Source organism: Neisseria sp. P0019.S003 (genome assembly GCF_051957115.1).
GTDB classification, from domain to species: domain Bacteria; phylum Pseudomonadota; class Gammaproteobacteria; order Burkholderiales; family Neisseriaceae; genus Neisseria; species Neisseria flavescens_D.
On the sequence record NZ_JBQCWT010000006.1, the window covers coordinates 62564 to 83828 of the forward strand.

Annotated in this window: 21 protein-coding genes; 12 read left to right on the top strand and 9 right to left on the bottom strand. The window is 50.7% G+C overall.

Annotated features, from left to right (window positions below; genetic code table 11):
• Positions 1–165 precede the first annotated feature (165 nt).
• Together ACTHTS_RS09410 and ACTHTS_RS09415 are read left to right on the top strand one after the other, a co-directional pair.
• Complete coding sequence (locus tag ACTHTS_RS09410) at positions 166–585, top strand: CopD family protein (protein ID WP_440369869.1); 420 nt, start codon at positions 166–168, stop codon at positions 583–585.
• 38 nt (positions 586–623) lie between these two features.
• A complete protein-coding gene (locus ACTHTS_RS09415; RefSeq protein ID WP_440369870.1) occupies positions 624–1094 on the top strand; it encodes a CYTH domain-containing protein in 471 nt (156 codons plus the stop codon).
• A 146-nt stretch (positions 1095–1240) separates the two neighbouring features.
• Here the strand turns inward: ACTHTS_RS09415 and ubiG are convergent, their stop codons facing one another.
• The 4 genes from ubiG to ACTHTS_RS09435 all read right to left on the bottom strand — a co-directional run bounded on the left by ubiG (position 1241) and on the right by ACTHTS_RS09435 (position 4276).
• Positions 1241–1954, bottom strand: coding sequence for a bifunctional 2-polyprenyl-6-hydroxyphenol methylase/3-demethylubiquinol 3-O-methyltransferase UbiG (gene ubiG / locus ACTHTS_RS09420; RefSeq protein WP_199900968.1), 714 nt, complete (start codon positions 1952–1954; stop codon positions 1241–1243).
• Positions 1955–2116: 162 nt separating this feature from the next.
• Positions 2117–2650, bottom strand: a complete 534-nt coding sequence (locus ACTHTS_RS09425; protein WP_440369871.1) for a c-type cytochrome — start codon at positions 2648–2650, stop codon at positions 2117–2119.
• Between the two features lie 466 nt (positions 2651–3116).
• Positions 3117–3389, bottom strand: coding sequence for a GIY-YIG nuclease family protein (locus tag ACTHTS_RS09430; protein WP_440369872.1), 273 nt, complete (start codon positions 3387–3389; stop codon positions 3117–3119).
• Complete coding sequence (locus tag ACTHTS_RS09435; RefSeq protein WP_440369873.1) at positions 3386–4276, bottom strand: LysR family transcriptional regulator; 891 nt, start codon at positions 4274–4276, stop codon at positions 3386–3388. The genes ACTHTS_RS09430 and ACTHTS_RS09435 overlap by 4 nt, the downstream gene beginning before the upstream one ends.
• Positions 4277–4465: 189 nt before the next feature.
• On the opposite strand from ACTHTS_RS09435, the gene ACTHTS_RS09440 reads away from it, so the two are divergent.
• Together ACTHTS_RS09440 and ACTHTS_RS09445 are read left to right on the top strand one after the other, a co-directional pair.
• Positions 4466–5449 (top strand): DUF7021 domain-containing protein, encoded by a 984-nt coding sequence (locus ACTHTS_RS09440; protein ID WP_440369874.1) that lies wholly within the window; start codon positions 4466–4468, stop codon positions 5447–5449.
• Positions 5450–5616: 167 nt separating this feature from the next.
• Entirely contained in the window at positions 5617–6273 is a 657-nt protein-coding gene (locus ACTHTS_RS09445) for an NAD(P)-dependent oxidoreductase (protein ID WP_440369875.1), read from the top strand.
• A gap of 237 nt (positions 6274–6510) precedes the next feature.
• On the opposite strand, the gene ACTHTS_RS09450 is transcribed toward ACTHTS_RS09445, so the two are convergent.
• Positions 6511–6966, bottom strand: coding sequence for a PH domain-containing protein (locus ACTHTS_RS09450; protein ID WP_049344311.1), 456 nt, complete (start codon positions 6964–6966; stop codon positions 6511–6513).
• A 102-nt stretch (positions 6967–7068) separates the two neighbouring features.
• Between ACTHTS_RS09450 and ACTHTS_RS09455 the strand changes: the two genes are divergently transcribed.
• The 4 genes from ACTHTS_RS09455 (at position 7069) to ACTHTS_RS09470 (ending at position 12451) form a co-directional block, all read left to right on the top strand.
• On the top strand, positions 7069–7299 hold the full coding sequence (locus tag ACTHTS_RS09455) for a helix-turn-helix domain-containing protein (protein ID WP_049344313.1): 231 nt from the start codon (positions 7069–7071) through the stop codon (positions 7297–7299).
• Between the two features lie 125 nt (positions 7300–7424).
• On the top strand, positions 7425–8789 hold the full coding sequence (gene mnmE / locus ACTHTS_RS09460) for a tRNA uridine-5-carboxymethylaminomethyl(34) synthesis GTPase MnmE (protein WP_107697136.1): 1365 nt from the start codon (positions 7425–7427) through the stop codon (positions 8787–8789).
• Positions 8790–9815: 1026 nt separating this feature from the next.
• Positions 9816–11618 carry a DNA recombination protein RmuC gene (gene rmuC / locus ACTHTS_RS09465; protein ID WP_440369876.1) on the top strand — a complete coding sequence of 601 codons (1803 nt, stop codon included), beginning with the start codon at positions 9816–9818 and terminating at the stop codon, positions 11616–11618.
• A gap of 38 nt (positions 11619–11656) precedes the next feature.
• Positions 11657–12451: a glycosyltransferase family 8 protein gene (locus ACTHTS_RS09470; protein WP_440369877.1), complete on the top strand. Its 795-nt coding sequence runs from the start codon at positions 11657–11659 to the stop codon at positions 12449–12451.
• Positions 12452–12645: 194 nt separating this feature from the next.
• On the opposite strand, the gene dapD is transcribed toward ACTHTS_RS09470, so the two are convergent.
• The 3 genes from dapD to fur form a co-directional block, all read right to left on the bottom strand.
• The gene (gene dapD, locus ACTHTS_RS09475; RefSeq protein ID WP_440369878.1) at positions 12646–13467 is read right to left on the bottom strand and encodes a 2,3,4,5-tetrahydropyridine-2,6-dicarboxylate N-succinyltransferase; all 822 of its coding nucleotides are present in this window, start codon (positions 13465–13467) and stop codon (positions 12646–12648) included.
• Between the two features lie 251 nt (positions 13468–13718).
• Positions 13719–14465, bottom strand: coding sequence for a leucyl/phenylalanyl-tRNA--protein transferase (gene aat, locus ACTHTS_RS09480; RefSeq protein WP_440369879.1), 747 nt, complete (start codon positions 14463–14465; stop codon positions 13719–13721).
• A gap of 77 nt (positions 14466–14542) precedes the next feature.
• Positions 14543–15040: a ferric iron uptake transcriptional regulator gene (gene fur / locus ACTHTS_RS09485; RefSeq protein ID WP_003682812.1), complete on the bottom strand. Its 498-nt coding sequence runs from the start codon at positions 15038–15040 to the stop codon at positions 14543–14545.
• A gap of 151 nt (positions 15041–15191) precedes the next feature.
• Here fur and ACTHTS_RS09490 point away from each other — a divergent pair, with 151 nt between their 5' ends.
• The 4 genes from ACTHTS_RS09490 (at position 15192) to gyrB (ending at position 19968) form a co-directional block, all read left to right on the top strand.
• The gene (locus tag ACTHTS_RS09490; protein ID WP_039862532.1) at positions 15192–15587 is read left to right on the top strand and encodes an outer membrane protein assembly factor BamE; all 396 of its coding nucleotides are present in this window, start codon (positions 15192–15194) and stop codon (positions 15585–15587) included.
• 9 nt (positions 15588–15596) lie between these two features.
• On the top strand, positions 15597–16406 hold the full coding sequence (dapB, locus tag ACTHTS_RS09495; protein ID WP_070591557.1) for a 4-hydroxy-tetrahydrodipicolinate reductase: 810 nt from the start codon (positions 15597–15599) through the stop codon (positions 16404–16406).
• Between the two features lie 89 nt (positions 16407–16495).
• Entirely contained in the window at positions 16496–17383 is an 888-nt protein-coding gene (gene prmA / locus ACTHTS_RS09500) for a 50S ribosomal protein L11 methyltransferase (RefSeq protein ID WP_440369880.1), read from the top strand.
• A 194-nt stretch (positions 17384–17577) separates the two neighbouring features.
• Positions 17578–19968 carry a DNA topoisomerase (ATP-hydrolyzing) subunit B gene (gene gyrB / locus ACTHTS_RS09505; RefSeq protein ID WP_440369881.1) on the top strand — a complete coding sequence of 797 codons (2391 nt, stop codon included), beginning with the start codon at positions 17578–17580 and terminating at the stop codon, positions 19966–19968.
• Positions 19969–20146: 178 nt separating this feature from the next.
• Here gyrB and queA read toward each other — a convergent pair whose 3' ends face one another.
• A complete protein-coding gene (gene queA / locus ACTHTS_RS09510; RefSeq protein WP_440369882.1) occupies positions 20147–21175 on the bottom strand; it encodes a tRNA preQ1(34) S-adenosylmethionine ribosyltransferase-isomerase QueA in 1029 nt (342 codons plus the stop codon).
• Positions 21176–21265 lie beyond the last annotated feature (90 nt).

Here is a 21265-nt window from a genome sequence, read left to right on the forward strand (position 1 = left end):
TCTCAACTTGCATATTGTTGCGAAATTTACAATTTGGCTTTTGAGTAAAATCATGCCTGCAACACATTGTTGCGGCGCACCCTGTCGGATTGTTTTGACTATTTTGTTTCGGCTTAGGCCGCATTGCGGATAAAATAACGGTTTTAGGTGTTGAGGCCGTCTGAAATGTATTTGTGGTTTAAGCTGTTACACATATTTTTTGTGATTTCTTGGTTTGCCGGACTGTTTTATCTGCCGCGGATTTATGTGAATCTGGCGCAATTAAAGCCCGGCAGCGTGGAATATGTACGGCTGACGGATATGTCGCGGCGGCTGTACCGCTTTATGTCGCCTTTGGGCTGGGGAACGCTGATATTTGGCGCGGCCATCGGGTTTGTCAATAATTGGTGGGGCAACGGCTGGCTGGCGGTTAAATTATTGTGCGGCCTGCTGCTCTTGGCTTACCAGCTTTATTGCGGCCTGCTGCTGCGCCGTTTCCAAAATGGCAGCAATGTGTATTCGCACCGCTGGTATCGGGTATTCAACGAACTCCCCGTATTGATGATGGTGGCCGCGCTTTATATGGTGGTTTTCAAGCCGTTTTGATCTTCAGACGGCCTGTTTGGTAAATAAGGAAAGAATTCATGACGATCGAAATCGAACGCCGCTTTTTACTGGCAGATGACAGTTGGCGCAAAGCGGCAAGCGAGCCGCTGGTATTGCAACAGGGCTATTTGAGCGTGGAAAAAGAGCGCACCATCCGTGTGAGGATTATCGGTTCGCAAGCCTGGCTGACCCTGAAAGGCTATATTTCCGACATGACGCGCAGCGAGTTTGAATACGAAATTCCGCTGGCTCACGCGCAGGCGATGATGGCGGACATGTGCCCGTTTAAAATGGAAAAATACCGCTATCAAGTTGAATTTAAAGGCTTTGTGTATGAAATCGACGAATATTTCGGCGACAATGCACCCTTGATTGTGGCGGAAATCGAATTGCCGTCTGAAGATACTGAGTTTCCCAAACCGTCTTGGTTGGGCAAGGAAATCACGTCAGACGGTAAGTTCACCAATGCGTATTTGAGCAAACATCCGTATTCGTCTTGGACGGAATAAGGGCAACAACCTCTATGCACATACAAAAAAGGCATGTATCGCACATGCCTTTTTTCTTTTCAGACGGCCTGATTTGCTTGTATCAAGCTGCTTTCGACATAGTGTTTCAAATATCGGGCAAGCCCGTGTGTTTTATCCGTGGAACCTTATGCCGGACGGCAGGCCACCATGTAGTTGACTTCGGTCGAGTCGCACAAAGAATAACGGCCGCTCAACAAATTGTAGGTCATGCCCTTGCTGCCGACGGTATCCAATCCGGCTTGGCGGCACATGCGTGCGAGTTCTGCCGGCGTGATGAATTTTTTCCAGTCATGCGTGCCTTTGGGGACGAATTTCAACAGATATTCCGCGCCGACAATCAGATGCAGATAAGATTTGGGATTGCGGTTGATGGTGGAGAAAAACACCATGCCGTCAGGTTTGACCAGTTTCGCACAGGCTTGAACAATGGCGGACGGATCGGGAACGTGTTCCATCATTTCCATACACGTTACCACGTCAAAGCTGTGCGGCTGCTCGGCGGCGAGGTCTTCAACGCGGATGCAGCGGTAATCGATATTGGCAACGTGTTGGCTGGCCGCATGGGCAGCGGCGGTTTGCAGGGATTTTTCCGCCATATCGATGCCGGTAACGTGTTCTGCGCCGCGTTTGGCCATGCTTTCGGATAAAATACCGCCGCCGCAGCCTACATCCAGCACGCGTTTACCTGCCAATCCGGCATAGCCGTCGATATAGTCTAGGCGTAAGGGGTTGATGTCATGCAGGGGCTTGAATTCGCCGTTTTTATCCCACCATTTATCGGCGATTTGGCTGAACTTGGCGATTTCGCCGGCATCTACGTTGTCGTGTTGATTGCTCATGGTTTGCTCCTGCATAAAATCATTCGCCTGATTTTAGCCGATTGTGCTTCAAAATAAAATGTTTCAGACGGCCTTTGCCCGTTTATCGGCCCTATTTCAACTTTCATCCGCCTGAATATAAAAAACGCACCTTGTGGCAAGGTGCGTTTCAATCGGTACGATTTAGAATTTAGCGCCGGATTCGTTGGCCATGTAGTCAACTGCGGCTTTCACTTCATCATCACTCAAGCTGCCGTTGCCGCCTTTGGCAGGCATGGAATTAAAGCCTTCTAGGGCGTGTTTGTGCAAGGTGTCTTTACCTTGTTTAATGCGAGGCGCCCAGTCTTCTTTTTTGCCTACGGCCGGAGCGCCGGGAATCAAGCCGCTGTGGCATGCTTTACAGTTCGCTTCAAAAACAGCTTTGCCGTCCACTTTGGCGGATTCTGCAGGTTTGGCTTCAGCGGCAGGCGCTTCGGCTTTCTCTTCAGGCTTGGCAGCTTCTTCAGGTTTGGCGGCTTCCTCTGCTTTGCTGGCAGCAGCTTCAACCTTATCGGCGGCTTCTTGAACGGCAGATGCAGTCGCATCGGCAGCAGAAGCGGCTTCGTTTTTCACTTCAGATGCAACGGCTTGAGCAGTCTCTTGTGTCTCCTGTTTAGCCTCTTGGGAACAAGCTGTCAAACCAGCCATCATCATTACGGCAATCAGTAATTTGTTCATGTTCTGTCTTTCCTTAATTTTATTTAAATCACTGTTTTATATAAACAGCTCAAAAATTCTAACATAGAAACTAATACTTTCGACCTACACTATAATAAATATTGGTATAAATCAGATTTTGTCTCAAAAACAGAAAAATATATTGACACCACCTCTCTACTCGGATAGAAATTCACCCCATTTGTCATGAAGCGCGATAACTTTCATTTTATTGTTCAAGCAGTTACTTATTTTATTTTCAAAGTTTCTTTTAGAATTCAACTTTTTACCGATTTCTCCATGAGTAGTGTCAACCTGAAAGCCATCCCCATCCCAAAAAGGCCGTCTGAATCCCAATCAGGTTTCAGACGGCCTTTTTGAATCATGTTAATAAACATTTGCCGCTTGCCTATGCAAAACACACCAGCAGGCTTACCTATTTATGTGGTTATTCATATCCCGACGACAATTTAATCCATTGCTGCCATTAGTCTTTTGCCAATGTTTCAGCTTCAGCCCACAATCCCCGCTTCTGCTCTGCCGTCAACGTCTTAATGCCGATTTCCCGTTTCAGCGCTTCACTTTTGTTCAGGCCGTCTGAAACGATGCGCATCTCAACAGGCTTGTTCAACCGCGTGTATTTCGCGCCTTTTCCTGACAAGTGCGCCGCAAATCGCTCTTGCGGACGGTTGCTGATGCCGCAATAAAACGCGCCGTTTTCGCACAAAATCAGGTAAACGCTCCAATTTTCCGCGTTCATAAATCCCCTTCCTTGGCAAAACTCTCGGTAAAAATGCGCACGGCAACCTCAGTTTTGGCAGACTGCACACGATAAGGCGTTACCAAATAAAGGCTGACCGGCGGCAATGTCCATTCAGGCAAAATCGCTTTCAGACGGCCTTGCGCAATTTTCTCCCTCACTTCGCCGCCCACCTGCAAAGACAAACCAAATCCGCTTTCGGTCAGATTACACACGGCGGCAAGATGCGTGCAGGCAATGCTGTCGGCGATATCGAGGAAATAGCTTTCTTCACCGTTTTGCAAGGTCGTACAGACAGGTAAAAAATGCAGCCAGCGGTGTGCATGAAGCTGAGAGGGATGGGTAATGGGCGGATACCGGTCGAGATAATCGGGTGCGGCGCAAATGATGTACGGCCAAGTTACGAGATGGCGCGCAACCAAGTTGGGATCGTCCAAAGCCCGGTCGCCGCCGCGTATGGCGATGTCGGTCTGATTGTGTTGCAGGTCGTCCAAAGTATCGCTGAAATTAAGGACAGGACGAATTTTGGGAAACTCAGTTTGCAATCGTGAAAACGCCGTCTGAAAAGCGCGGGAGCCGATGACCGTAGAAGTCAGGGAAATGCGCAATTCGCCGACGGGTTCGGTTTTCAGATTGTCGATAACGGTACGCGTATCGGCAAGTGTGGCGGCGAGGCGGCGGCAGTATTCGCCCAAGGCGCGGCCGGCATCGGTAGGCGCAAGGCTGCGCGTACTGCGGTTTAACAGCTTGATGCCGTGCAGGGTTTCGAGGCGGTTGATGTGCTGGCTGACGGCAGACGGCGTCATGCCCAACACGGCAGCAGCGGCGTTCATGCTGCCGTGTTCGAGGACGGCGGCGAAAACGAGCAGGGGTTTGATGTCTTGCATGATGTTTACTTTACTGAAATTGGTGTTTTCAGACGGCCTGTTAGGAATACTGCGGATTATATAGCGCAGATGAAAAATCGGCGCGGAACTGATTGGGCGGTTGAATAATATTTATTTATAGCCATTTGCATATTTACCCTTTTTAAGGTATACCGCCTATTGATGTTTATATTTTAAAAGGATGATTAAATGGCCGATTTCGACACATCCACCCCTGACAAACCCAAAGGACTACTGTCGCGCCTGCTGCGCTTCTTAGGCATTGGTTATTGTGCTGAAGATGAACAAGAGCGTGCGCGTTTGGCTGCCTTAGATTTGGATACGGCAGTTTATGCAGACTTATTTGGTGACGAATCCGATGAAATACTGGTTTTGACTTCAGATTTCGGCCTTAAAATGGGAACAATCAGGATTAACGCAGCCATAGGCGGCGGCAAAAAACAATTCCAAGGCAAAAGTTGCCCAATTTTGGGCTATATCCATGTTGGAAGCGGTATGCTCATGGATGAGCCCGTTCATAAGCTGACCTGGGCAGAAGACAACCTAAACAACCCCTTTAAAAACTGTTCATTTCAGACGCTCCGACCACTGACTGTGTACCGTATCCGTAGTAAACTGGCTATAGATTGGGAACCATTCGGAAGCGATTGGCTGAGCAACATCCTTTTAGTTGAAGTGCTCGAAAGCGATGTACACAATCAAGAATTGGAAAACTTACGCCAAAAATATCTGAATCCCGTTGTATATACCCATCCGCCAGCAACGTTCAGATTAGACACATTCATGGGCACTTTCGAGGCATCTTCAAAATGGGCAGGGCTACCTGTGAAATTATCTTTGAACGCAGACGGCAAAAAACCGGCAAACAGGGCGCTCAAACGCTTAACGGAAGCATTTGCACAACAGGCGCAACTCTATTCCACCCTAAACACATACCTGCTCGAACATATCCGTAAACACAACGGCATCCGCACCAAAAACGATTTTTTTGCCAATCCGCATCCGACAGCGGAAAGCTTCCTTCAATATTTAAAGCCGCAAGCATTAAATATTGTCGATCAGAATCTCTATATCGTGTTTCACAATGATGACGATGCATGGATACCCGACGATGAATACTATTTTTATGTTTCATTTGATAAAAAGGGTCACATCACCAGCATCACTTCCTGATACTGACAACAGGCCGTCTGAAACTTGCCTCCGTTTCAGACGGCCTTTTTCTATCTATTATTTAGTTTAACTTCACAATCATAACAGCAAATCAGGGATTATCAAGCGTTTCAGACGGCCTTACAATGCGCTCATCTAATCAATCACATCCCTACAAGGAGTCAAATATGAAAATCGCAGTTATCGGTGCAACTGGTTATGTCGGCAACGCAGTCGTTCAAGAATTGGCAGGCCGCGGTCATGAAGTAACCGCTTTCGCTCGCAACACAGACAAAGTTTTCCAAGCGCAAAATGTTGCCGCAGTCTCCGCAGATGTCAATGCAGCCGATTTTGCCGACAAACTGGCAGGCTTTGACGCCGTGGTCAGCGCGTTCACCCCGGGCTGGACCAATCCCAACATCGGCGCGGATTTCACACGTGGCGCAAACAGCATCGTCGAAGCGGCAAAAGCAGCACAGGTGCCTTATTTGTTGGTCGTCGGCGGCGCGGGCAGCCTGTATGTGGCACCCGGTTTGCAAGTTATCGATACGCCCGACTTCCCGAAAGAAATTTTCGACGGCGCCAATGCCGCACGCCATCTCTTGGCAGAACTCCTGCCGCGCCACGACGTGAACTGGTCTTTCGTTTCCCCTCCGGCACGGCTAGGCGCAGACGGCGGTTTCAGCGAAGACAAAACCAGCAAATACCGCTTGGGCAAAGACGATTTGCTGATGGACGGTGAAATTCCGGCAGGCATCAGCGTGGCCGATTTGGCAGTCGCCATCGCCGACGATGTGGAAAACAAAGCGCATTTGTTTGAACGCTTTACCGTCGCCGCCGTTTAATCATCTTAATTTAAAGGCCGTCTGAAACCCAAAGTTTCAGACGGCCTTTTCATATTCGGATCGATAGAAATAAATATTTAATTACAATTTTGCTATAGCAAACATAACTAACTTCCGATATTTCAAGGCTTCCAACCTCGTCAGTCCCACCTGCGCGGAAATGACGGCAATAGGTATTGCGTATCGAAAATAAAGTAATTGGGCTATATAAAACAAAAACCACCGTTTCCACCCACCTCAAACGGCAGGCGGTTTTAATTCAATTTGATTTTTCGAGCCCCCACCAATTTCGTTATCTATAAAATCATTGAATTGTTGACGGAACTCCATTGGTCGGGCGATATAAGGAATCGGAGCATGACTACCGCCCGTCCCTCTGACCACTACGGAGCCATAATTGAAAATCCTACCCCAAAAACCTTGATTTACCGAAATACTTTCGATACGGTTGATATTTATCTCAATTGTTTGCCGGCGGATAAAGCCAAACTTAGCGATAACCCTTTTGTTAGTTAAAGCAAGCTCGGTTGTCATTACATTCAATACCGCGAACACTATAAATACGATACCGATTACCCACATCAACAGCAGGATACCGAAAAAAATCCTCCAGAATTGGGAAAACCACGATACTTGCGCTTTATAAACAATACGTTCACCTCGCCCTAAAGAGCTTTCAATATAACTTGCCATTTAACATTCTCCACATTAGGTATTTTCCAAAAATACGGATTATAATCCGTGGATAAATAGGCGTCAAAATTGGATATTTTGAGATTTGTGAAGACAAATCTCATGAGTAAAATCAGTGTTTTGATAGGTATAAAAATCCGAGAAATCCGCAAACAGTCCAATATCAACCAAGAAAGCTTAGCCTTACTTGCCGATATAGACAGAAGCTATATGGGTAGAATAGAAAGGGGGGAGGTCAACATAACGGTTGATAAACTATATCAACTGTCTTCTGCTTTAAACTGTTCCGTACACGACTTACTACCGGATGATTTGGAAATTAAAAATACCTGAACCGTTTAAGTAGTCCGCCCACATTGCCAATCTGCTAAAAAGGTCGTCTGAAACCCCAAAACCCAAAGTTTCAGACGGCCTTTTGCTATAATACGCACATTAAATTTACCTATACGCGAGTTCTCATGTCCGCATCCCAACCCACCATCGCCGCCACCGCCACCGCACCCGGACGCGGCGGCGTCGGCGTGATCCGTCTTTCCGGCAAAAACCTGCTGCCTTTGGCGCAAACCCTCAGCGGCGGCAAAACGCCCAAACCGCGCACCGCGCTTTACACCGACTTTCTCGGCGGCGACGGGCAGCCGATAGACAACGGCATCCTGCTCTACTTCGCCGCGCCAGCCAGCTTCACCGGCGAAGACGTGATTGAATTGCAGGGACACGGCGGCCCCGTCGTAATGGACATGCTGCTTTCGCGCTGCCTCGAACTGGGCGCGCGTATGGCGGAGCCGGGAGAATTTACCAAACGCGCCTTTCTCAACAACAAACTCGACCTTGCCCAAGCCGAAAGCGTCGCCGACCTCATCGACGCCTCCAGCAAGTCCGCTGCACGCATGGCGTTGCGTTCGCTCAAAGGCGCATTTTCCCAACACATACACGAGCTGGTGGACGACCTTATTACTTTGCGGATGCTGGTCGAAGCCACGTTAGACTTCCCCGAAGAAGACATTGATTTTCTCGAAGCCGCCGATGCGCGCGGCAAGCTCCAAGCGCTGCAAGGCCGTCTGAAAACCGTGCTTGCCAGTGCGGAACAAGGTGCGATTTTGCGCGAAGGCATGAACGTCGTCCTCGTCGGCGCGCCCAACGTCGGCAAATCCAGCCTGCTCAACGCCTTGGCTGGCGACGACATCGCCATCGTAACCGACATCGCAGGCACCACCCGCGACACCGTGCGCGAACAAATTACCCTTGACGGTGTGCCCGTCCACATCATCGACACCGCCGGCCTGCGCGAAACCGACGACGTGGTCGAACAAATCGGCATCGAGCGCAGCCGCAAAGCCGTCTCCGAAGCCGATGTCGCCCTGATTCTGATTGACCCGCGCGAAGGCGTGAACGCCAAAACCCAAGCGATTTTGAACAGCCTGCCCGAAGGTTTGAAAAAAATCGAAATCCACAACAAAGCCGACCTGACCGGCGAACCCGTCGCCGTCCGTTCAGACGGCCTCGCGCAAACCGGTGCGGACACCGTTATCAGCCTGTCCGCCAAAACCGGCGCCGGTCTCGACTTGCTCAAACACGCGCTGTTGCAGGAAGTCGGCTGGCAGGGCGAAAGCGAAAGCCTGTTCCTCGCCCGCAGCCGCCACCTCAACGCCTTGCACGAAGCCGAAGCCGAGCTGGAAAACGCCGCCCTCTGCGACAACAACCAAATCGAGCTTTTCGCCGAACACCTGCGCCTCGCCCAAAACGCCTGCAGCGAAATCACCGGCGAATTTACCGCCGACGATTTGCTGGGCGTGATTTTCTCGCGCTTCTGTATCGGCAAATAAAACGGTTTACCATCAAATACAAAGGCCGTCTGAATGTTCAGACGGCCTTTTTTATCACCAAAACAAGCTTAATTTCACTTGCGTTTATTTATTGGCAGCTTCTGCCATATTTTTTGCGATTTTGGTTGCGCCAACTGTCAAACCGGACATGCCGATCAGAGAAGCCGCGGCCAATTTGATTAATGTTTTCATTTTAACTCTTTTCTGTGTATTTAAGGGTGTGTTGTGTATTTTTTATTTATCGGCATCAGCCATATTGTGGGCGATATTGGTTGCACCGACGGTCAGGCCGGACATACCGATTAAAGAGGCTGCTGCCAGTTTGATTAAAGTTTTCATTGTTTATCTCACTTTCTTGTCTGTCGGCCGAGAAACGGCCTAAGTTGCGTTTTCTGAGGTATTGTAATTGATTCGTTTATAATTGAATTATTTGTGTACTACCGTTTCGATATTGTAGGCGACGCCGAGGGCGGAGGCCGGTATCCCGACATGCCGATTAAAGAAGCGGCAGAAAGCGTTATTAAATGTCCCATTTTAAGTAGTCCTTTTTCATAGATACAAAATGTTATTTAACAACATACACATTTTTTCGCCGGCATCTGCGCTGCCGACAGGACGAATCATACCGTGTTAATCGTTAATTAATACAATTTTTTCGTAAAGATAAAATACTAAAAACATACATAACAAAGCTTTTAGTTAATTTATATTTTGTTTTGAAAATGACACCGATGTCTTTTTCAATGACACCGATGTCTTAATTACATACGCACTACAAACGTATCTTGCTGCGCCCATAAAATCCCTCCTTTTTTGTTGCAAAATTGCACTCTAAATTAAATATATTTTTAAATTCAAAATGTTACAAAATTATATTTTTTGCAAACCAAATATTCATTTAGTCAAAACCAATACCTTTGATAGCTTCTTTTAAAGAAAACACACGTTTCTAGCGCATATCCGACCATAAAATGCGCTGCAAATATATGATATAGTGAAACATTCTGCGTATTGACTATTTCCAGCATGAACAACACCCTAATCCTGACCGGCGCGGCCGCATTTTTTATCGGCGCGCTGTTTGCTTGGCTGATAACACGCTACCAAGCCCAAAACCGACACTTTATTGTTTTACAAGAATTGGCCGAAAGTCGCCGCTTGCATGAGTTTGCCGAACAGGTGCAGGCTCAAACTGCGACGGATTTGGCGCAAAGCCGCCATACCGTACAGGAATTGCAAGACGAATTGCAGGAGACGGGCAACCGCTTTGCTGCAGCCGAAAAACAGATTGCCTATCTGCAAGATTGCGAGGCCGAAGCCGAAGCTTTAAAACACGAATGTGCAAAATGGCAGCAAAACGCGCAAAACCTGCAAATCAACAATGAACGCCTAAACACGCAACTGATTCAAGAACAGGCCTTGAGTGCGGATAAAAATACGCTTTTACAACAGCAGGAAACGGAAAAAGGCCGTCTGAAACAAGACTACGATACGCTTTTAGAGCAAAACCATGCGCTGCAAGTCCAAAACGAGCGCCTCTCCACACAACTGACGCAAGAAAAAGCCAATATCGACGACAAAAACAGCCTTTTACAGCAACAGGAAGCCGAAAAAGGCCGTCTGAAACAAGAATACGCCGCCCTTTTGGAGCAAAATCACGCGCTTCAAGTCCAAAACGAGCGCCTCAACACCCAATCGGAAAAAGACCGTCAGGCTGCCGAAGAAAAACTGGCACTGCTGGCAGATGCGCGTAAAAACCTGAGCGACCAGTTCCAAAACCTCGCCAACACTATTCTGGAAGAGAAAAGCCGCCGCTTTACCGAACAAAACCACGACCATCTCCAGCAACTGCTCAATCCGCTCAACGAACGCATCCACGGCTTCAGCGAGCTGGTTCAGCAGACTTATGAAAAAGAAGCCAAAGAGCGCCTGACCATCGAAAATGAGCTCAAACGCCTGCAAACCCTCAATACCCAGCTCCACCACGATGCCAAAGCGCTGACCACTGCGCTGACCGGCACGCAAAACAAAACCCAAGGCAACTGGGGCGAGATGATTTTGGAAAGCGTATTGGAAAATTCCGGCCTGCAAAAAGGTCGCGAATACATCGTTCAAGCTTCCAGCGTCCGTCACGAAGCAGACGGCACCCAACGCCGCCTCCAGCCCGACGTCCTCATCAATCTGCCCGACAACAAACAAATCGTCATCGACTCCAAAGTATCGCTGACCGCCTACGTCCGCTATACGCAAAGCACCGGCGCAGAAGCAGAACGCGAGCTTGCCAACCACGTCGCCAGCATCCGCGCCCACATCAAAAGCTTAGCAGCGAAGGACTACACCGACCTTGAGGGCGTCAAAACGCTGGATTTCGTCTTTATGTTCGTCCCTGTCGAACCGGCCTACCTCCTCGCCCTGCAACACGATCCAAACCTCTTCCAAGAGTGTTTCGACAAACGCATCATGCTGACCGGCCCCAGCACCCTGCTTGCCACCCTGCGCACCGTTGCCAATATCTGGCGCAATGAGCAGCAAAACCAAAACGCACTGGCGATTGCCGAGGCAGGCAGCAAACTTTATGACAAATTTGTCGGCTTTGTCGAAAGCATGGACGGCATCAATAAAGCGCTCGGTCAGGCTCAATCACAGTTTCAGACGGCCTATGGCCGCTTGGTTTCCGGCAGGGGCAACCTCATCAGCAGCACCGAAAAACTGCGCAAATTGGGCATCAAAGCCGGCAAACAGCTGCAACGCGATTTATTAGAAAAAGCCATGTCAGAAAACGAAGATCATGCAGCCTTACCAACCGCACAAGACCAAGAAGATAACTGACAAAATTTAAGATATTGCAAATAAAGGGAATTTAACCAATGAGCAACATCACCATCGTCCTTGCCGCCGATACCGGCTACGCTGAGCAGGTTCATACCCTGATGAAGTCCGTCTGTACGCACAATACAGGTGTCAATTTCTACCTTATGCACAACACTTTCAGGAAAGAATGGATCAACTATACCAACCAAAAACTCGCCGCTAGCGGCAGCCGTCTGAATGATGTCAAAATCGAAATGGACTTCAGCCAATATCGCCGCCTGTCCCATATTTCGGATGCCGCATTTTTCCGCCTGATGATGCAGCACCTGCCCGTCGACCGCGCCCTTTATCTCGACAGCGATATGGTGGTTACCCAATCCCTGCATGATTTGTTCAACCTCGATATGCGCGACTATCCCGTCGCCGCCGTACAAGATTCCTATCTCGCCCGTACCGATTGGAACCATCCGACCGGCCTGCATACCACGCCCTATTTCAATTCCGGTATGTTGTTGGTCGACCTGGCGCAATGGCGGGAACACAATATCGCAGCGCAACTGCTGCAAACTGCTACCACCATTGACAAATCCGTTCCCTACGGCGACCAATGCTTTCTAAACACCGTATTTCAAAAAAACTGGCTGCAACTAGAAGAATCTTGGAACTTCCAGACCGGTGCAGTCGAATATTTCCAAAAACGAAACCTCAGCGAAGTATTCCCCAAACCCGACACCGTCCCGCCCGTTATCCACTACACCACACGCGCCAAACCGTGGTTGTGCGATTACGGCGAGATTCCTTTTATCGAAGTCTATTGGCAATACTATTGCGCCGACTGGCCGGAAGCGTAATTTCAGGCAAGGGACCCCTCTCCCTTCGATTACTCTTAAAGAACCCATCATCAAAAACAAAAGGCCGTCTGAAATCGTTTCAGACGGCCTTTAAGCCATAAAAAACAGACAGAACATTCTGCCTGTTTTGTGTTCACACCCGACCGTAAAGCAGGCTTTGCCACCTACCCTCAGTCGGCATCATCGTTATCCGCTTAGATACCGCGCAACAATTCGTTCACGCTGGTTTTCGCACGGGTTTGCGCGTCCACGCGTTTAACGATAACCGCGCAGTAGAGGCTGTGGCTGCCGTCTTTGGAAGGCATGCTGCCGGATACGACGACCGAACCAGCCGGTACGCGGCCTTGATAGATTTCGCCGGTCGTACGGTCAAAGATTTTGGTGGATTGACCGATGAACACGCCCATGGAAATCACGCTGCCTTCTTCGACAATCACGCCTTCAACGATTTCAGAACGCGCACCGATGAAGCAGTTGTCTTCAATAATGGTCGGGCTGGCTTGCAGAGGCTCGAGTACGCCGCCGATGCCGACGCCGCCGCTCAAATGCACGTTTTTACCGATTTGCGCGCAAGAGCCGACAGTCGCCCAAGTATCGACCATCGCACCTTCGTCAACGTATGCGCCGATATTGACATAAGAAGGCATCAACACGACATTTTTCGCCACAAAGCTGCCGCGACGGGCAACCGCACCTGGAACTGCGCGGAAACCTGCGCTGCGGAATTCGTCTTCAGACCAATCGGCAAATTTAGTCGGTACTTTGTCGAAGCATTTGTTCACACCGTCGTTGAGGATTTCATTGTCCTGAATGCGGAAAGACAGCAATACGGCTTTTTTCGCCCATTCGTTGACTTTCCATTCGCCCATGCCCAAACGCTCGGCAACGCGCAGTTTGCCGGAATCGAGTTGGCGGATGGTTTCCAAAACCGCTTCACGCACTTCGGGGGTAACGGTATTCGGATTGATTTCGGCACGGTTTTCAAAAGCCGTTTCAATGATGTTTTGCAAAGACATGTTGATTCCTTCAAGAGTTCAGGGCCGTCTGAAACCTATTCAGACCACCCTATTACAAATATTTAACTCGTTATTTTGCCATGTAAAAGCGATTTCGTCAGCTATTAACATGATTAGCGCCGAGCGTTACACGGTTGGATTTTGGTTAAGCCAAGATTTTCAGACGGCCTGCTTAAGTGAATTATTTTCTAACTAATTTTCCAGCTACGACATACAGACTGTCGCTTCTACCGACACGCCGTGCCGATAAATCAATCTTCGCCGCCAATCTTTTGCAGAAGATTTTCAACCACCACGCCGTATTCGATATTCCGCTTTAACGGTTTCGCGTTCAAATCCTTCAAGGCCGTCTGAAAGTCGGCAAAATTCATCAGCTGCGAACCGAAACGGCGCATATGTTCGGTATCCTGCTGACAGTCTATCAGCGCAACGCCCAAATCCGATAAAAACGGGACGGCGCAGGCAAACGCAATCTTTGACGCATCGGGACGCAAGGCAAACATCGATTCGCCATAAAACACACAGCCGATTTGCACGCCGTAAAACCCGCCTGCCAACTGCATTTCGCCTTGTTCATCCGGCAGCCAGCATTCAAACGAATGCGCATGCCCCTGATGGTGCAGCTTCAAATAGGCCGTCTGAAACGCAGGTTCTATCCACGTTCCGTCCTGTTCTGGACGCGGCACATTGGCGCAATGGGCAATCACTTTTTCAAAACAGCGGTTGACCGTTACCCGATACGGCTTGTGACGCAAAGTTTTGGCGAGCGATCGGCCGATATACAGGTTTTCCGGCACAATCACGGCACGCGGCGCAACCGCATACCAGAAAAACCAACCGTCGCGGCTAAACCACGGAAAAATCCCCTGCCCATACGCCGACAACAGCCGCCCCGTATCCAAATCGCCGCTGACGCCGACCAAGCCGTCGCATTCTGCCAAAGCGTAAGACGGGTCGGGGAAACGATAATCCCGTGGCGCAAGAAAAGGAATCTTCATCGTAAAGCCCATAAAGTTTCAGACGGCCTCAGGCTGAAAATGCCCAAGGCCGTCTGAAAAATCAACATACAAACTGATTAACGTTTGGTTTTGGTTTGGCATTCGCCACATACGCCGTACATATACAGCGCGTGATCGACGATGCGGTAGCCGTTTTCTTCGGCGATTTTGTCTTGCAGCGCTTCGATTTCCGGATTGTGGAATTCGGTTACTTCGCCGCATTTCACGCAGACGATGTGGTCGTGGTGATCGCCTTTGTCCAATTCGTAAACCGCTTTGCCGGTTTCAAAATGGTGGCGTTGCAAAATGCCGGCCTGTTCAAACTGGGTCAACACACGGTAAATCGTCGCCACGCCGATTTCCACACCCTCTTCCAACAGGATACGGTACACATCTTCCGCACTCAAATGCTCCTCGGCATGAGTCTCGAACAAGTCCAAAATTTTCAAACGTGGACCCGTAACTTTCAAACCGCTGTCTTTCAATTGCGCAATGTTGCTGAATTTTTCCATAATATTCAATATCCCTGTAAGGTAATAACCGTTATAATACGCACTTTCCGCCCGTTTGCCCACTATTGGGCCGTTAAAGGGCGGCAATCTGCCGCCGGTCTTACAATTGAAAATCGGCGAAAAGAAAAATTAAGAAGATGATTATCGTTTGCTTTTTAAAAATATTCAAGCGATGATAAACATCTTTCCCGAAATGACACAGAAAGGTAAGCCCGTGAATAAAGCCTTATGCCTTGCCATCGCCGCTATTTTAGGTCTGGCCTCATGCAGTGCCGAGCGCGTATCCAACTTCCCATCCTACAAACTCAAAATCATTCAAGGTAACGAGCTCAATCCCCGCGCCGTGGTTTCCCTGCGCCAAGGCATGACCCGCGACCAAGTCCAACTGCTGCTCGGTACGCCGCTCCTGCGCGACGCCTTCCACGCCGACCGCTGGGATTACACTTTCAACACCAGCCGCAACGGCATCATCAAAGAACAAAGCAACCTGACCCTGTACTTTGAAAACGACGTCCTCGCACGTGCCGAAGGCGATGCCATTCAAAAATCCATCGAAGCGGTTCAAGCCGGACAAAACGTCGTTCCGACTACCGAAACCAACGCGAAATAAGGAAGCCCCATGAGCGCATTGAAAATCGCCATTGCCGGCGTCAACGGCCGCATGGGTCGCGTTTTGGTTGAAGCGGTCAACAACCACCCCGATGCCGTCCTCTCCGGCGCACTCGAACATTCCGGTTCGGAAGTATTGGGTTTGGATGCAGGCTTCGCCTCCGGCCTCAAAACCGGCGTTACCATTTCAGACGACGTAGATGCCGTACTGGCTCAAAGCGATGTCCTCATCGACTTTACCCGTCCCGAGCCAACCCTGAAACACCTGCAAAAATGCGTGGAAAAAGGCGTCAACATCATCATCGGCACGACCGGTTTTGACGACGCAGGCAAAGCCGCCATCCAAGCCGCAGGCGAGAAAACAGGCGTTGTCTTCGCCGCCAACTTCAGCGTCGGCGTCAACCTGACCTTCCATATCCTCGACACCGTCGCCCGCGTGTTAAACGAAGGCTACGACATCGAAATCATCGAAGGCCACCACCGCCACAAAGTCGATGCCCCAAGCGGCACCGCGTTACGCATGGGTGAAGTCATTGCCGACGCCCTCGGCCGCGACCTCAAAGAATGCGCCGTTTACGGCCGCGAAGGCCACACCGGCCCGCGCGATCCGTCCACCATCGGTTTTGCCACCGTCCGCGCAGGCGACATCGTCGGCGACCACACCGCCCTCTTCGCCACCGACGGCGAGCGCGTGGAAATCACCCACAAAGCCAGCAGCCGCATGACCTTTGCCGCCGGTGCCGTACGCGCCGCAGTTTGGGCAAACGGCAAAAAAGGTCTGTACGATATGCAAGACGTACTGGGTTTGAAAAACCGATAAGCCCGCATCATCAGGTTTCATACCTTACAAGGCCGTCTGAAAGCACAACGTCGATTTTCAGACGGCCTTATTAAAAAGAAAGCCCCACCATGTCCTATCAACAAATCACCATCAACGTCAACGATGCCGTCGCCGAACGCCTTGCCGACGCGCTGATGGAACACGGCGCATTGTCCGCCGCCATTGAAGATGCCTACGCCGGTACAGAAAACGAGCAGGCCATTTTCGGCGAGCCGGGCATGCCGACCGAGCAAATCTGGCAACAAAGCAAAGTCATCGCCCTTTTCGGCGAAAGCGACGATGCCGCTTCCATTATCGAAGCCGCCGCGCAGGAATGCGGTTTGAACGATTTGAAATACACCGACGAAATCCTTGAAGATCAAGACTGGGTGCGCCTGACCCAAGCGCAATTCGACCCGATTCAAATTTCCGACCGCCTGTGGATTACCCCGTCTTGGCACGAAGCGCCCAACGGCGACGCCGTCAACCTGCAACTCGACCCTGGCCTTGCCTTCGGCACCGGCAGCCATCCGACCACCCGCCTCTGCCTCAAATGGCTGGACACGCAGCTCAAAGGCGGCGAAAGCGTATTGGACTACGGCTGCGGCTCAGGCATTTTGGCCATTGCCGCCCTCAAACTCGGCGCAGGCTCCGCCATCGGTGTAGATATTGACGAACAGGCCATCCGCGCCAGCAAAGACAATGCCGCGCAAAACAACGTCGACGCGCAGTTCTACCTGCCGGACGGCCTGCCGCAAGGCCAATTTGATGTCGTTGTCGCCAACATTCTGGCAAACCCGCTGCGTATGCTCGGAGAAATGCTTGCCGCGCGTACCAAACAAGGCGGCCGCATTGTCTTGTCCGGTCTTTTGGACGAACAAGTCGAAGAACTCAGCGGCATTTACAGCCAATGGTTCGACATCGAGCCTGCCGAAATCGAAGAAGGCTGGGCGCGATTGAGCGGTGTCAAACGCTAAACCCGTTTTCCGATACAAAGGCCGTCTGAAATTTAATCTTTCAGACGGCCTTTTTGCACTTAAAACGCTGAATATTCCAGCAAAATCAGGTATAATTGCCTATTATTTTGACCTTTCGGAACACATCCGCCGCGCCCGTTTGACATTTCATTGCGCGCACGGAAAAATTCCTTGAAATTCAGCAAGAAAAGACCATGACTGACCAAAAACACGAAGAATACGGCGCCGACAGCATACAAGTGCTGGAAGGCTTGGAAGCGGTACGCAAACGCCCCGGTATGTATATCGGCGACACGCAGGACGGCAGCGGCCTGCACCACATGGTGTTCGAGGTGCTCGACAACGCCATTGACGAAGCGCTCGCCGGACATTGCGACAAAATCACCGTAACCATCCATGCCGACAATTCCGTCAGCGTGGCCGACAACGGCCGCGGCATGCCGACCGGCATCCACCCGAAAGAAGGACGCTCTGCCGCCGAAGTCATCATGACCGTCTTGCACGCGGGCGGCAAGTTCGACAACAACAGCTACAAAATCTCCGGCGGCTTGCACGGCGTGGGCGTATCCGTCGTCAACGCACTGTCCGACTGGGTAACGCTGACCATCTACCGCGACGGCAAAGAACACTTCGTCCGCTTCGTCCGCGGCGAAACCGAAGAGCCGTTGAAGGTTGTCGGCGATTCCGACAAAAAAGGCACAACCGTACGCTTCCTCGCCAGCAGCGAAACCTTCGGCAATGTCGAATACAGCTTCGACACTCTTGCCAAACGTATCCGCGAACTCTCCTTCCTCAATAACGGCGTAGACATCGAGCTGACCGACGAACGCGACGGCAGACACGAAAGCTTCGCCCTCTCCGGCGGCGTGGCCGGCTTCGTGCAATACATGAACCGCAAAAAAACGCCGTTGCACGAAAAAATCTTCTACGCGTTCGGCGAAAAAGACGGCATGAGCGTGGAATGTGCGATGCAATGGAACGACAGCTACCAAGAAAGCGTGCAATGTTTTACCAACAACATTCCGCAACGCGACGGCGGTACGCACCTGACCGCACTGCGCCAAGTGATGACCCGCACCATCAACAACTATATCGAAGCCAACGAAGTAGCCAAAAAAGCCAAAGTCGAAACCGCCGGCGACGATATGCGTGAAGGCCTGACCTGCGTTTTGTCCGTCAAACTGCCCGATCCGAAATTCTCATCGCAAACCAAAGACAAACTGGTTTCCAGCGAAATCGGTCCCGTCGTCAACGAAGTCATCAACCAAGCCTTGACCGACTTCCTTGAAGAAAACCCGACCGAAGCCAAAATCATCACCAGCAAAATCGTCGATGCCGCGCGCGCGCGCGAAGCCGCCCGCAAAGCCCGCGAAATTACCCGCCGCAAAGGCGTGATGGACGGTTTGGGCCTGCCGGGCAAACTTGCCGACTGCCAAGAAAAAGACCCTGCCCTGTCCGAACTCTACCTCGTCGAGGGCGACTCCGCAGGCGGTTCCGCCATGCAAGGCCGCGACCGCAAATTCCAAGCGATTTTACCGCTCAAAGGTAAAATTTTGAACGTCGAAAAAGCACGTTTTGAAAAAATGCTGGCCAGCCAAGAAGTCGCCACGCTGATTACCGCTCTAGGCGCAGGCATCGGCAAAGAAGAATTCAATGCCGAAAAACTACGCTACCACCGCATCATCATCATGACCGATGCCGACGTGGACGGCGCGCATATCCGCACCCTGCTCCTGACCTTCTTCTACCGCCAAATGCCCGAGCTGGTTGAACGTGGCTACATCTACATCGCCCAGCCGCCTTTGTACAAAGCCAAATATGGCAAACAAGAGCGCTATCTCAAAGACGAATTGGAAAAAGACCAATGGCTGCTCGGTTTGGCCTTGGAAAAAGCCAAAATCGTTTCAGACGGCCGTACCATCGAAGGCGAAGAGCTTGCCAATACCGCCAAACAATTCCTGTTGGCCAAAACGGTTATCGAGCAAGAAAGCCGCATCATTGACGAACTCGTCCTGCACGCCATGCTGCACGCTTCGCCGGTCGATCTCAGCACGGCAGAAAGCGCAGACCGGGCCATTGCCGAATTGAGCAGCCTCTTGGACGAAAAAGAAGTCGCGCTCGAACGCATCGAAGGCCATGAAGGACACCAGTTCATCAAAATCACACGCAAGCTGCACGGCAATGTGATGGTGAGCTACCTCGATCCTAAGTTCCTCAACAGCAAAGCCTACCAAACCCTTACCCAAACCGCCGCCGCACTCAAAGGCATGGTCGGCAAAGGGGCGAAGCTCTACAAAGGCGACAACGAATACGACATCGACAGCTTTGAAGGCGCTTTGGACATCTTGATGAGCGTTGCCCAAAAAGGCATGTCCATCCAACGATACAAAGGCTTGGGCGAGATGAACCCGGAACAACTTTGGGAAACCACGATGGATCCTACCGTCCGCCGTCTCCTGAAAGTCCGCATCGAAGACGCCATCGCCGCCGACGAAGTGTTCGTTACCCTGATGGGCGACGAAGTCGAACCGCGCCGCGCCTTCATCGAAAACAACGCCCTGCTGGCGCAAAACATCGACGCCTAAGCATGGAAAGATAAAAGGCCGTCTGAAAAACCACTTTCAGACGGCCTTTTTATTTTTGTACTTTGTTTCTTACAACTCAAATCCCAACAACTTCGTGTGTTTTAATAGAGTGTTCCAACTGATTCGGATTCGGGACAACCCAAATACCCCATTTAAAACGCTCCAATCCACTTCCGCTTTATTCCGCTTTCCCTAAAATCATCGCATCGCCATAGCTGAAAAAGCGGTATTCCTGTTCCACCGCATGACGGTAAACGCTACGGATATGCTCCATGCCCGAAAACGCGCTAACGAGCATCAGCAAGGTTGATTTGGGCAGGTGGAAGTTGGTAATCAAGCGGTCGGCAACATTGAAGCGGTAGCCCGGCGTAATGAAAATATCGGTATCGCCGCGACCGGCTTTCAGACGGCCTGTTTCGTGTGCGGCAGATTCCAAGGCGCGCATGGAGGTTGTGCCCACCGCCCACACCTTATTGCCGCGCGCTTTGGCGGCTTCAACGGCGGCAACGGTCTCGGCCGGTACGTCAAACCACTCGCTGTGCATTTTGTGTTCTTCAATTTTATCGACGCGCACAGGTTGGAATGTGCCGGCACCGACGTGCAGGGTCACTTCTGCGGTTTCTACGCCTTTGGCTTTCAGACGGCCCAACAATTCATCGGTAAAGTGTAAGCCTGCCGTCGGCGCGGCCACTGCGCCTTGATATTTGGCGTACACGGTCTGATAGCGGCTGTCGTCCTCATCATCGGCCGCGCGTTCGATATAAGGCGGCAAGGGCAGATGGCCGTTTTGCTCTAAAAGTTCGTAAACGGTTTGCTCGCCTTCAAATTTCAGGCAAAACAATTCCTCCGCGCGCTCCATCATGACGGCACGGATATCACCTTCAAAAATCAATTCTGTACCCGGTTTCGGCGATTTGGACGAGCGGATATGCGCCAATGCGGTATGCGCGTCCAATACCCGCTCAATCAGGGCTTCGATTTTGCCGCCGCTGGCTTTTTGGCCGAACAGGCGCGCCTTCATCACTTTGGTATTGTTAAACACCAGCACATCGCCCGGTGCAACATAATCGGGTAAATCGCCGAAATGTTTGTCTTCAATCGGCAATGTAGGCAAGGCAACCAGAAGCCTGCTGCTGCCGCGCACTTCCGGAGGATGCTGGGCAATCAGTTTTTCGGGCAATTCAAAATCAAAATCGGAAATATCCATTGTCGCGCATACTTTAAAAAAACAGGCGCCATTATACGCGCAAAGTTGGTTTTCAGACGGCATGTTTTGTCGAAAAACCAATAAATTAGA

Excerpts from the sequence above, each read along its gene's own strand:
- ACTHTS_RS09410 (WP_440369869.1), top strand. The coding sequence starts at position 166 with ATGTATTTGTGGTTTAAGCTGTTACACATATTTTTTGTGATTTCTTGG.
- ACTHTS_RS09415 (WP_440369870.1), top strand. The coding sequence starts at position 624 with ATGACGATCGAAATCGAACGCCGCTTTTTACTGGCAGATGACAGTTGG.
- ubiG (WP_199900968.1), bottom strand. The coding sequence starts at position 1,954 with ATGAGCAATCAACACGACAACGTAGATGCCGGCGAAATCGCCAAGTTC.
- ACTHTS_RS09425 (WP_440369871.1), bottom strand. The coding sequence starts at position 2,650 with ATGAACAAATTACTGATTGCCGTAATGATGATGGCTGGTTTGACAGCT.
- ACTHTS_RS09430 (WP_440369872.1), bottom strand. The coding sequence starts at position 3,389 with ATGAACGCGGAAAATTGGAGCGTTTACCTGATTTTGTGCGAAAACGGC.
- ACTHTS_RS09435 (WP_440369873.1), bottom strand. The coding sequence starts at position 4,276 with ATGCAAGACATCAAACCCCTGCTCGTTTTCGCCGCCGTCCTCGAACAC.
- ACTHTS_RS09440 (WP_440369874.1), top strand. The coding sequence starts at position 4,466 with ATGGCCGATTTCGACACATCCACCCCTGACAAACCCAAAGGACTACTG.
- ACTHTS_RS09445 (WP_440369875.1), top strand. The coding sequence starts at position 5,617 with ATGAAAATCGCAGTTATCGGTGCAACTGGTTATGTCGGCAACGCAGTC.
- ACTHTS_RS09450 (WP_049344311.1), bottom strand. The coding sequence starts at position 6,966 with ATGGCAAGTTATATTGAAAGCTCTTTAGGGCGAGGTGAACGTATTGTT.
- ACTHTS_RS09455 (WP_049344313.1), top strand. The coding sequence starts at position 7,069 with ATGAGTAAAATCAGTGTTTTGATAGGTATAAAAATCCGAGAAATCCGC.
- mnmE (WP_107697136.1), top strand. The coding sequence starts at position 7,425 with ATGTCCGCATCCCAACCCACCATCGCCGCCACCGCCACCGCACCCGGA.
- rmuC (WP_440369876.1), top strand. The coding sequence starts at position 9,816 with ATGAACAACACCCTAATCCTGACCGGCGCGGCCGCATTTTTTATCGGC.
- ACTHTS_RS09470 (WP_440369877.1), top strand. The coding sequence starts at position 11,657 with ATGAGCAACATCACCATCGTCCTTGCCGCCGATACCGGCTACGCTGAG.
- dapD (WP_440369878.1), bottom strand. The coding sequence starts at position 13,467 with ATGTCTTTGCAAAACATCATTGAAACGGCTTTTGAAAACCGTGCCGAA.
- aat (WP_440369879.1), bottom strand. The coding sequence starts at position 14,465 with ATGAAGATTCCTTTTCTTGCGCCACGGGATTATCGTTTCCCCGACCCG.
- dapB (WP_070591557.1), top strand. The coding sequence starts at position 15,597 with ATGAGCGCATTGAAAATCGCCATTGCCGGCGTCAACGGCCGCATGGGT.
- prmA (WP_440369880.1), top strand. The coding sequence starts at position 16,496 with ATGTCCTATCAACAAATCACCATCAACGTCAACGATGCCGTCGCCGAA.
- gyrB (WP_440369881.1), top strand. The coding sequence starts at position 17,578 with ATGACTGACCAAAAACACGAAGAATACGGCGCCGACAGCATACAAGTG.
- queA (WP_440369882.1), bottom strand. The coding sequence starts at position 21,175 with ATGGATATTTCCGATTTTGATTTTGAATTGCCCGAAAAACTGATTGCC.